Origin of the sequence: Microbacterium sp. CH12i (assembly GCF_000685355.1) — a bacterium.
Taxonomy (GTDB): domain Bacteria; phylum Actinomycetota; class Actinomycetes; order Actinomycetales; family Microbacteriaceae; genus Microbacterium.
Window position 1 is genome coordinate 473173 of the sequence record NZ_JHET01000007.1, and the last position, 11170, is coordinate 484342.

The 11170-nt window shown below is 62.9% G+C and carries 8 protein-coding genes and 3 pseudogenes; 4 read left to right on the top strand and 7 right to left on the bottom strand.

Annotation, left to right across the window (positions count from 1 at the left end; translation table 11 throughout):
* Positions 1–126: 126 nt before the first annotated feature.
* The 4 genes and pseudogenes from rbfA to nusA all read right to left on the bottom strand — a co-directional run bounded on the left by rbfA (position 127) and on the right by nusA (position 4720).
* Positions 127–563 (bottom strand): annotated as a pseudogene (gene rbfA, locus DC31_RS10755) (30S ribosome-binding factor RbfA).
* Positions 564–625: 62 nt separating this feature from the next.
* Positions 626–3364: a translation initiation factor IF-2 gene (infB, locus tag DC31_RS10760; protein ID WP_036279735.1), complete on the bottom strand. Its 2739-nt coding sequence runs from the start codon at positions 3362–3364 to the stop codon at positions 626–628.
* Between the two features lie 59 nt (positions 3365–3423).
* Entirely contained in the window at positions 3424–3696 is a 273-nt protein-coding gene (locus tag DC31_RS17645) for a YlxR family protein (RefSeq protein ID WP_081813803.1), read from the bottom strand.
* A 41-nt stretch (positions 3697–3737) separates the two neighbouring features.
* Positions 3738–4720, bottom strand: a pseudogene (gene nusA / locus DC31_RS10765) (transcription termination factor NusA).
* 256 nt (positions 4721–4976) lie between these two features.
* Between nusA and DC31_RS18715 the strand changes: the two are divergent.
* Genes DC31_RS18715 through DC31_RS18725 form a run of 3 tightly spaced genes read left to right on the top strand, consistent with a single transcriptional unit; the run spans position 4977 to position 7509 of the window.
* On the top strand, positions 4977–5633 hold the full coding sequence (locus DC31_RS18715) for a metallophosphoesterase (protein ID WP_200872899.1): 657 nt from the start codon (positions 4977–4979) through the stop codon (positions 5631–5633).
* On the top strand, positions 5633–5917 hold the full coding sequence (locus DC31_RS18720) for a hypothetical protein (protein WP_051606735.1): 285 nt from the start codon (positions 5633–5635) through the stop codon (positions 5915–5917). The genes DC31_RS18715 and DC31_RS18720 overlap by 1 nt, the downstream gene beginning before the upstream one ends.
* A complete protein-coding gene (locus tag DC31_RS18725) occupies positions 5866–7509 on the top strand; it encodes a LamG-like jellyroll fold domain-containing protein (protein ID WP_051606737.1) in 1644 nt (547 codons plus the stop codon). Before DC31_RS18720 ends, DC31_RS18725 begins: the two co-directional genes overlap by 52 nt.
* Positions 7510–7571: 62 nt before the next feature.
* Here DC31_RS18725 and DC31_RS10775 read toward each other — a convergent pair whose 3' ends face one another.
* Both DC31_RS10775 and DC31_RS10780 read right to left on the bottom strand, forming a co-directional pair.
* The gene (locus DC31_RS10775; RefSeq protein WP_036279737.1) at positions 7572–8606 is read right to left on the bottom strand and encodes a TIGR00730 family Rossman fold protein; all 1035 of its coding nucleotides are present in this window, start codon (positions 8604–8606) and stop codon (positions 7572–7574) included.
* Between the two features lie 60 nt (positions 8607–8666).
* Positions 8667–9206: a TetR family transcriptional regulator gene (locus DC31_RS10780; RefSeq protein ID WP_152545397.1), complete on the bottom strand. Its 540-nt coding sequence runs from the start codon at positions 9204–9206 to the stop codon at positions 8667–8669.
* 159 nt (positions 9207–9365) lie between these two features.
* On the opposite strand from DC31_RS10780, the gene DC31_RS10785 reads away from it, so the two are divergent.
* Entirely contained in the window at positions 9366–9929 is a 564-nt protein-coding gene (locus DC31_RS10785) for an NAD(P)-binding domain-containing protein (protein WP_051606742.1), read from the top strand.
* A 517-nt stretch (positions 9930–10446) separates the two neighbouring features.
* On the opposite strand, the pseudogene DC31_RS10790 reads toward DC31_RS10785, so the two are convergent.
* Positions 10447–11170, bottom strand: a pseudogene (locus DC31_RS10790) (His/Gly/Thr/Pro-type tRNA ligase C-terminal domain-containing protein); the annotation flags it as partial.

The following is an 11170-nucleotide window of genomic DNA, read 5'->3' on the forward strand; positions in this document are numbered from 1 at the left end:
GGTTTGGATAAATCGTTTCCAGACACGACGACGTGTCCATACGCTTCCTCCCTTGAGCGCGAAACGCTCACGCCCTGCCGGCACGCCGACAATGGCATTCAGGGTAGCAAGACTGCGAAACCGCTGCTACTGCGAGGCGTCATCCTCGTCATCTGCGTGCACATACGGGTCGCTTCGCCCGCATGAGTCGCCGAAGATGCGAGTTTCGCCACCTCGGCGTCACGCTCTCGCGCCTCACGTAAAAGTGCGGAGATATTGTCGGCGTTCTCCGGGAGAGCATCCGCGATGAATTCCAGCGTAGGCACCAGTCTGGTGTTCAGCTGGCTGCCCACTGCACTGCGCAGCAATCCGGTCGCCGAAGCGAGCGCGGCGCCGCTGGAGATACGCTCTTCATCGGTGCCGAGCACCGTGTAGAACACGGACGCATGCTGCAGGTCACCTGTGACGCGAACGTCGGTGATGGTGACGAACCCAAGGCGCGGGTCACGAAGGCCCTTCTCGAGGCGCTCCGCCAGGATGACGCGGATGCGATCCGCCAAACGAGCCTGTCGTTCTCCAGCCATTTCCTTCTTCTCCCGTGTGACGAATGAGGGGCGCCCGCAGGCGCCCCTCATATTTGATCAGATCAGCCGCGAGGCTTCTCGATCATTTCTGTTGTCTCGATCTCGTCGCCGATCTGGATGTCGTTGAACTTGCCGAGGCCGATACCAGCCTCGTAGTCCGTACGAACTTCAGTGACGTCATCCTTGAAGCGGCGCAGCGACTCGATGGCGAGGCCATCGGCGAGCACGACACCGTCGCGGATGATTCGAGCCTTAGCGTTGCGCGTGATCGTACCCGAGCGGACGATGACACCCGCGATGTTGCCGACCTTCGAGGAGCGGAACACCTCGCGGACCTCTGCGACACCCGACTGGATCTCTTCGAACTCCGGCTTGAGCATGCCCTTGAGGGAGCTTTCGATCTCGTCGATCGCTGCATAGATGACCGAGTAGAACCGGACATCCACACCCTCACGCGCCGCAGCCTCACGGGCCTTGGGGTCGGGGCGGACGTTGAAGCCCACGATGATCGCGTTATCGATCGTCGCCAGGTTCACATCCGACTCGGTGACAGCACCCACACCACGGTGGATGATGCGCAGCTGGACGGTGTCGTCGACCTCGATCTTGAGCAGCGACTCTTCCAGCGCCTCAACGGCACCAGACACGTCACCCTTGATGATGAGGTTGAGCGTCTCGACCTTGCCCTCTTCGAGAGCACGGGTGAAGTCCTCAAGCGAGATGCGCTTGCGGGCCTTGGCCAGCAGAGCATTACGCTGGACGGCTTCACGCTTCTCAGCGATCTGACGAGCCATGCGGTCTTCTTCAGTGACGATGAAGACGTCACCGGCGCGCGGTACCGAGTTCAGACCCTGCACCTGCACCGGACGCGACGGTGCTGCGTATTCGACAGCATCGCCGTTCTCGTCGAGCATGGCGCGAACGCGGCCGAAGGCCGTGCCCGCCACGATCGAGTCACCGATGTGGAGAGTTCCGGACTGGATGAGCACCGTTGCGATCGAACCGCGACCCTTGTCGAGCTTCGCCTCAATGGCGACACCGCGAGCGGACTTATTCGGATTCGCAGTCAGGTCAAGGCCAGCATCTGCGACGAGGAGCACAGCGTCCAGGAGGTCCTGGATACCAGTGCCCTGACGCGCCGAGACGTCGACGAACATAACGTCGCCACCGAACTCTTCTGCGACCAGACCGTACTCGGTGAGCTGCTGGCGAACCTTCGACGGGTTTGCGTCCGGCTTGTCAACCTTGTTCACCGCGACCACGATCGGAACACCGGCAGCCTGGGCGTGGTTCAGCGCCTCAACCGTCTGCGGCATGATGCCGTCGTCGGCTGCGACCACCAGGATTGCGAGGTCAGTGACCTGCGCACCACGAGCACGCATGGCGGTGAACGCCTCGTGACCCGGGGTGTCAATGAAGGTGATTGCGCGGTCGTGACCCTCGTGCTCGGTCCAGACCTGGTAGGCACCGATGTGCTGGGTGATGCCTCCGGCTTCACCGTCGATGACGTTGGTCTTGCGAATCGCGTCAAGCAAACGGGTCTTACCGTGGTCGACGTGACCCATGACGGTGACCACCGGTGGACGGATTTCGAGGTCGTCCTCGCTCTCCTCCTCCAGCTCACGGTCAAGGTCGAGACCGAAGCCCTCGAGGAGCTCTTTATCTTCGTCCTCAGGCGAGACCATCTGAATCTTGTAGCCGAGCTCTGCACCGAGAACCTCGAACGTCGCCTCATCCAGCGACTCGGTGGCCGTGGCCATCTCGCCGAGGTTGAAGAGGATCGTCACAAGGGTTCCGGGCTGGACGGTGTAACCGGTCAGCGTCTCGATCTTGTCTGCGAAGTCTGCGATCGATGCGCCGCGACGCATGCGGATCGTCTCACCGTTGCCACGGGTGACGTTAACGCCACCGACGACCGGTGCAGACCGCATCTCAAACTCTTGCCGCTTAGCCCTACGGGACTTGCGCTGCTTGGACTTGCCGCCACCCTTACCGAAGGCACCTGCGGTACCACCGCCGGGCCCACGACCACGGCCACCGCCGCCACCGGGGCGACCAGCGAAACCGCCGCCTGGACGTGCGCCAGGACCGGCACCGGGACCACCTGCGCCGCCGGGGCGACCGGGTGCGCCGGGACGCTGCTGGAACGGAGCGCCGCCGGGACGAGCACCCGGACTGCGAGGCGCACCGGGACGAGGCGAGCCCGTACGAGGAGCACCAGGACGCGGAGCACCGGGACGCGGAGCCTGCGGGCGCGGGATGTTGCCAGGCGTCGGACGCTGACCCATGCCCTGTGCGGACGCGAACGGGTTGTTGCCCGGACGCGGGCCGGCTGGACGCTGGCCCATGCCCTGCGAAGAAGAGAAGGGGTTGTTACCGGGGCGAGGGCCACCGGGTGTCGGTGCGCTCTTGTCGGCGGAAGGCTCGGCCGGCTTGGCTTCGACGGGTGCCGCCGGAGCGGGTGCCGCCGGAGCTTCTGCAACCGGAGCTTCTTCGACGGGCTTCGCCTCAGGAGCCGGCTTCGGACCGGGCTTGGGGCCGGGGGTCGGCGCCTTGGGGCCGGGCTTAGCCGCTGCGGGCTTGGAGCCTGCAGCCTTGGCCGCGGCCGGCTTTTCCTCAACCTTGGGCTTTGCAGCGCTGTCTGCCTCGATGGCAGCACGAAGCTTGCGAGCCACTGGGGGCTCGATGGTGGATGAAGGACTCTTGACGAACTCGCCGAGTTCCTTCAGTTTTGCTAGTGCGAACTTACTGTCGACGCCGAGTTCAGCGGCAATCTCGTGTACGCGTGGTTTGGCAGCCACAATTCTCCTGTCTGGGTTGGTCCACCCAGGCAGGGCAGACCACTAGTTGCGGACGGGTCTCATTTCGAGCCGTTCACTTTGTTTCCATAGCCATTCAGCCGTTTCTCGATGGTCTGTGCGTCCAGTGGTTCTGACACACGGAGGGCTCGTGCGAAAGCGTGGCGCCGCAGCGCGGCATCCATGCATTCCTGCGTCGGATGCACCCACGCGCCCCTCCCCGGCATCGCAGCACGCTCATCAATGATGAGGACACTATGGGTAGCCACCACTCTGAGAAGAGCAGTTCGGGAAGCACGCATGCGACAGCCGACGCATGTTCGTACTGGATCCATCTTACACCGCGCCGCTGTGTGGCAACTCCGCGACCGACCGGTCAGTCGAGGATGCTGTCGGGCTGGATGTCGATCTTTGCCCCGGTCAGCTTCGCGGCAAGGCGAGCGTTCTGGCCCTCTTTTCCGATCGCGAGGGACAGCTGGTAGTCCGGTACCAGCGCACGCACGGCTTTGGTGCCTGCGTCCAGCACAAAGGAGCTGGTGACCTTCGCCGGCGAAAGTGCATGAGCGACGAAAGTCGCGAGATCAGCGTCGTAGTCGACGATGTCGATCTTCTCGCCGCAAGCTCTTCCGTAACGGCGCGTACGCGACGCCCGAGCTCGCCGATGCATGAACCCTTGGCGTTGATCGCGGGGTCGTTGGCTTTCACCGCGATCTTGGTGCGGTGACCGGCTTCGCGGGCGAGCGAGACGATCTCAACAAGGCCGGCTGCGATCTCGGGAACCTCGAGTGCGAACAGCTTGCGCACCAGACCCGGGTGGGTGCGCGAAACGGTGATCTGCGGGCCTTTGAGGCCCTTCGAGACGCTGGTGACGTAGACGCGAAGGCGCAGACCGTGCGCATAGTCTTCGCCGGGAACCTGCTCTTCGGGAGGCAGGATCGCCTCGACAGAACCAAGATCCACATGGACCATGCGAGGGTTAGGGCCCTGCTGAATGACACCGGCAACGATGTCACCTTCTTTGCCCTTGAACTCGCCGAGCACAGCGTCGTCAGCGATGTCACGCAGGCGCTGGCTGATGACCTGCTTCGCAGCAAAGGCGCCGATACGACCGAAGTCGCTGGGCGTGGCGTCCTCTTCACCGATGATCGCGCCTTCTTCGTCGGTCACCGGCTGGAGAACAGCTACGTGACCGGTCTTACGGTCAAGTTCAACGCGAACGCCAGCCGGAATAGCACCGTCTGCGGAGACATGCTTGCCATATGCCGTCAGAACGGCCTGCTCGATGATTGCGACGAGTTCGTTGAAGGGAATTGCCTTCTCCTTCTCGATCCCGCGCAGCAGCCCCAGTTCGATGTCCATAATGGCCTCCATATTCAGCTCTCGCCGCAGCATCCTGCACGCGCGGCACCGTACTACGATACCCGCTCCCGACTTCGAACGTCTGCGCTCGCACCAGACGCAAGCGTCGCGTTGTCGCCGCTGTGCCATCAGACGTCCGTCTGCCGTCCACCCGCTCGCAACCCACGCGGGCCAGCGTGTTCGAGGTACAACGACGTCGCGGCTTTCGCAGCCTGATTTTCGTCTGCTTCTCCCTCCCCAAACGAAGGATCCCCCGTTGCGCCCTCCCCTCTCACGTCCTGCCCTTAGTCGACGGCTTTTTGCACGCTGTACGGCCGGAGCTCTCACTCTCGGTATCGCCGGTGGCTTGCTCGCCGCCTCTGCACTGCCAGCGGCGGCCCAGACGGATGAGGCAGATGGGTCAGACCTCGCCTCGCGCTTCACGCTTGCCGTTCTGCCCGACACCCAGTTCTACTCGCGGTACTCCGCGGATCAGTTCCAGCCCCGTTACGGCACCGATCCATTCGCGACTCAGACGCAATGGATTGCCGACAATGCGGAGGCACTCCACATTCCCTTCACCGCGCACGTCGGTGACGTCGTTGATCGTGTGACGGTGGATGCCGAATGGCAGGCTGCCGACAACGCGATGCGCAACCTTGAGGATGCTGGACAGCCGTATTCAATCGTCACTGGCAACCACGACGTGCTCAACAGCAACGACGATCTCGTCGACACCGACTACGATCTGGCTGCGGAACCGTTCCTCAAGTGGTTCGGAACGGACCGTGCGGCGGCAGATTCTTCCTATCAGGCAGCGACCCGACCGGGTTCAGCCGCTACCACATCTTCGAGGCTGAGGGGCAGCAGTTCATGGTGCTCACGCTCCCCTGGCGCGTCTCTGATGCCACCCTCGCGTGGGCCGATTCCGTAATGGCTCAGCATCCGACGCTTCCGGTGATTCTCACCGGTCACGAGGTACTCAACATCGCAGCTGACGGCGAAAGCCCCCGCGAGACTGAGTACGGACTGATGCTCTGGGACAAGCTCATCGCCGACAACGATCAGATCTTCCTCACCTTCAACGGCCACTTCCATGGCGCCTCCCGGCTGACGAAGATCAATACTTCGGGCACGAAGTCCACGAGGTGCTTATCGACTATCAGATGGCGTACGAGGGTGGAGACGGCTACCTCGGCCTGCTCGAGTTCGATCTGACGAACGGGCAGATCAATGCCCAGACCGCCTCGCCCTGGGTTGTATCCAAGCCGCAGGAGACGTTGACCAGCTACGACCAGCCATTCCTCGAGGGACCGCAGCAGCAGTACAGCATCGCCATCGACTTCGCCGAGCGTTTCGCCGGTTTCAGCTCCGACTTCGGCACGGGAACAACGCCAGACGAGCCCTCTCTCACACAACGCGCCAGGGAGATCCTGCTCACAGGTTTCGACGGCCCGGACCCTATCGACACCGAACTGCCCGGCGATGAGCGCGATTACGTCGAAGCCCTGGGTACGGTCGCGCACTGGCGGTTCAACGGAATGGACGGAGTTGTTGACGCCGGCATCGTTGTTCCCGACGTCGCCGGTGACAATGATCTACGACGAGTCGATCCGACCACAACCAACGCGGTCGGGGCGGAATGGGCCGATGTAACCATCGAGAGCGAGGACGTGCACGGTTTCTCGTCCGATGGGGCGGCGGTCTGCTTCGCCGACTCTTCGGGCAGCCGGTACAGCTACCTCACGACAGCACCTGATGCGGCGATCAATGATGTCGACCTCACCGATGGCTACACGATCGAGACTTTTGTGAAGCTTGACGCCAACTGGGATGCTTCCCAGAATGGCTGGTCCAAGGCGCTCGTTCGCACTGGAAACCGGTCACAGACAAACATGCCGCCGAGCCAGTGGGACTACACCGCGTCCCCTACAGCACTCGGCATCTCGAACCTGCGCGAATTCCAGTACTCTACGCTCTCCAATGACGCTACGAAGGGCGACCGCGTGAACTGGTCGGGTGAGATCATGACCGACAGTTGGTCACACGTCGCGATTGTGAATGATCCAGAGACGCAGACCACGACCATGTACGTCGACGGCGCACCGGTTCTTCGCAACGCCGTAGACGCAGTCGGCATGACGTGGAATGAAGGAATGCCGTGGATTCTCGGAGCAGACTGGGTCGATAACGCGGCTCGCAATGGCTGGAACGGATGCATCGGCGAGACACGCGTCATCGACAGAGCCACCACGCCCGACGAATGGCTGACTCAGCGTGCAGATCTGGAGGGGCTCACGATCTCGTCCGCCCCGACAGGTATGCTGCCGGCCGGAACCGAATCGGGGGACTTCAGCGGAACCGGACTTCCTGGCGCCGATGTCCGAATCACCGCCCCGAGCGTGCCCGCGACGGCCGCTACGGCAGTTGCCCCAAAAATGGCCGCTGACCCCGTCACCACTGTGGATGAGAATGGTCGTTGGACGCTCACTCTCACCGGGCTCGCCGCGGGGTCGTATGAGGCCCAGATCACGCAAGCGCTCGGATCGCGTATGGCGGCGCCGGTTTCGGCACGCTTTGAGATCGCGGCCGAGGCGACCCCGCCGCCCACAGACCCTGGCTCTGGAAACGGAAATGGTTCAGAACCAGGCACGGGCTCTGGAGCAGGCTCGGATGGTCACGCTGAGGGTACGCTCCCGGCCACCGGCTTGGATCAGGCTTTCTGGACGACAATGCTCGCGCTGGGAAGTGCGCTTCTCGTCGCTGGTGGTGTGATCGCCGTCCGGGCGCGTCGCCGCCTTCGCGGCTGATCGTCTGAGTGAACGAAATCTGCCCCTGCCGTCACGGTGGGGGCAGACTTCGTTAGGCGTGGTCAGCGCGCGGAGTCGAGCGCATTGACAGCGTCGATGAGTCGGTAGAGACCGCCGACCTCGCGCTGGCGCAGCCGCAGCGACAGGCGGGGCAGCTCGACGCGGTCACGATCCGACACCTCAGCAGGAAGCGCGGGGGTCGACTCGATGCGGCCGGTCTCGACAATTGAAGCGAACGCAGTGTTGAGGTCGGCAACCTCGGCGTCCGTCGGCGTGTTCTTGAGGCGCAGCACCAGCACGTCGTCGACCCAGCGCAAAGAATCGTAGTTGCGCCAGAAGCCGGTGATCTCGGCAACTGCTTCATCCGCGGAGTCTGTGACCAGTACGCGGTCGAAGTCATCCGGTGAAATGACGCCAGCCGGGATCAGCGACTCGACGACGAAGCGCTCGAGTCCACGCCAGAAGGTACCGCCCGGCTCATCCAGCAGCACGATCGGCGTCGGCTCTGCTTTGCCGGTCTGCTGCAGAGTGAGCAGCTCGAACATCTCATCCATGGTGCCGAACCCGCCGGGCAGGCAGATGAAGCCGGTGGATTCTTTGACGAGCATGAGCTTGCGCGTGAAGAAGTACTTCATCTCCACTCGGTGCGTGTCATCAGCGACGACCGCATCCGGCTTCTCTTCGAACGGAAGACAAATGGAAACGCCGAGGGCCATCTGTTCCCCCGCGCCCTCTGCAGCCGCCTGCATGATGCCGGGGCCAGCGCCGGTGACAACCATCCACCCGCGATCAGCAAGGACAGCCGCGACCTCACGTGCCTGGATGTAGAGCGGGTCGTCGTGCTGTGTCCTAGCCGAACCGAAAACGGTGACCTTCGGGATGTCGCTGTACGGCTGGAAAAGTCGGAACGCATCGCGCATTTCGACGATGGCCGCAGAAGCGATCTTCAGATCGAGCCGATCGGTGTCGTCCTGCCCGAGTCGGATGCCGGTGTGCAGGATCTTCGCTATCAGCGACCGGTTCTTGCGGATCCCGCTCTGGTCCAAGACATTCGCGATCTCATCTTGCAGTGCGTCGGAGGGCAGTGCGTCACTCATGGTCCCAGCCTGTCATGCCTGAGCACAGTGCGAGGTCAATTCTTCACTTCGGAGACGCCCTCACTCAACGACAAGGATCGCCCGCAAGGTCGTTGCCACCCACGCCCGATAGTGCTCGGAGGTCCATCCCTGTTTTTCCAACTGCCGGAACACCTCAGGGTGTCCGATGCTCCATAGGCTTGCGGCGACCTGGTCGGCAGGAAGGTTCCTCGCCCCGGTTTTCTGCGCGAGAATTTCTGCCGCGAGACCGTAGTTGCGAAGCCGCTGTGCTGCTCTGGCTTGTTCCAGATCGGCGATCGCCGGATCAACCGCAGCCGCGTCGCGGATCAAGCCAAGCACCGGTATCAGTCGAGGATGTACCTCGGTAAACCAGTCAGCCATCTGCTCGACGAACTCGACCGCAGTCGCGGCATGCTCACCACGCTCTTGCATGAACTCGGGCACGGTTCGTGGCGACTGCGGTCCGGCCGCAGCCCGGTCAAGGACCGCTTCGAGAACGTCACGCTTCGAGCCCACGGAATTGTAGACAGTCTGCGGCGCAACGCCGGCCGCTGCGGCGATCCGCGCGATCGACGTGCCTTGGTATCCACTTTCGGTCATCAGTCGACCCGACTCGGTCACGATGCGTGACCGAGTCGCCGCGGCATGCCGCTCATGTGCTGTCGAGATGGCTCCTCCAAGGAAGTCATTGATTGTGCGAGGCTACTGGAATATGATTCCATTCATTGGATGATAGTTCCAATCGGACTGAGGTGCAAGATGACTATCACGCATCACCGAATCGTCATCATCGGCGGCGGCCAAGCGGGACTCAGCGCGGGTCATCTCCTACGCGAAGTCGGCGAAGACTTCGTCATCCTCGACGCCGAGAAGAAACCTGGCGACCAGTGGCTACGACGCTGGGACTCCCTCAGCCTGTTCACGCCGGTGCGATATGCCAGCCTTCACGGCGCATCCTGGTCGTTCCCTCGCACGCACCTCCCCACCCGCGACGAGACTGCCCGCTACCTGTCGGCCTTCGCAGCCCATCTTCCGATCCGTAACGACACACCTGTCACCGGGCTGCGCTCATCAGGTGGGCTATTTCACCTGGACACACCACTCGGATCATTGAGCGCGGATGCGGTGATCGTCGCCACCGGCGCAACTTCGACACCCTTCACGCCCACGTTCGCGAAGGATATTGTTCCCCGCATCCATCAGTTGCACTCCGATATTTACCGCAATCCCGATTCCGTGCCGGAACAGCGCGTGCTCGTCGTCGGGTTCGGCACGTCGGGCGCGAGATCGCGCTGGAACTCGCGGAAGCCGGAAGGGATGTAATCATCTCTGGGAGGCCAACGCCCGTAATTCCGCGGGTGGTCACGACGTATGCCGGGGCGCTGTGGTGGCTCGTGCCGTCCAGGTTACTCTGCCGCACTACACCGATTGGGCGAAAGGCTGCTGCGGGCCCGTCACGTGGGGCACCGCTGTTGCGGATCTCGCCGACGCAGCTGCGAACTGCCGGCGTTGTGTCACACCCTCGCGTCGACGCCGTGTCCGAGGCGTTCCGGTGATCGCCGGTTCCACCGTAGACGTCGACGCGATCGTCTGGTGCACGGGATACCGTGGCTCATTCGACTGGATCCGCATCCGTGATCTCCACACCGACGCACACGGCTACCCCGTGGCCCCCCTCGGGATTGCTCCCGACGTACCGCGACTGGGCTTCATCGCATGCCGTTTCAAAGCTGCATTGCGTCGACGCTGCTCGGAGGAGTTGACAAAGATGCCCAGCACGTCGTGCAGGCGCTACGAACTCAGCTCGAAATGTCAGCTCAGCTTGCGACGTGACTCAACCTCAGCGCGTCAGCCGCTCGATTGCTTCGTCCACCGAGAGCGCATCGCGCTCTCCTGTGCGACGATCCCACAGCTCGACTTGCCCTTCAGCGGCACCTCGTCCAACAACGAGCACGCGTGGTACGCCGACGAGCTCGGCATCGCCGAACTTCACACCCGGCGAGACCTTGGGTCGGTCGTCGTAGAGCACGTCGAGGCGAGCATCTTCGAGCCTCGCCGCGACCTGCTCAGCGACGTCGTACGCGACCTGGTCGCGACCTGCTGCGACGACGTGCACGTCGAACGGAGACACGGATGCCGGCCAGATGAGGCCCTTGTCGTCGTTGTTGAGCTCAGCGATGATCGCGAGGATGCGGGTGACGCCGATGCCGTAGGAGCCCATCGTGACCGTGACGAGCTTTCCGTTCTCGTTGAGGACCTTGAGCCCTAGAGCTTCGGCGTATTTGCGGCCGAGCTGGAAGACGTGACCGATCTCCATGCCGCGAGCAAGCGACACCGGCCCTGATCCATCGGGTGCCGGGTCGCCATCACGCACGTTTGCGATCTCGATGATGCCATCGGCGGTGAAATCCCGACCCGCGAACGACCACTGTACGCATGCTTCTGGTCGACGTTCGCACCTGTGATCCACGACTGCCTTCGGAGACACGAGGGTCGACGAGGGTAACGGATGCCCGTGGCCGACTCTTCACCCCAGCACAGCACCCGGTGGTTGACCCAGGGTC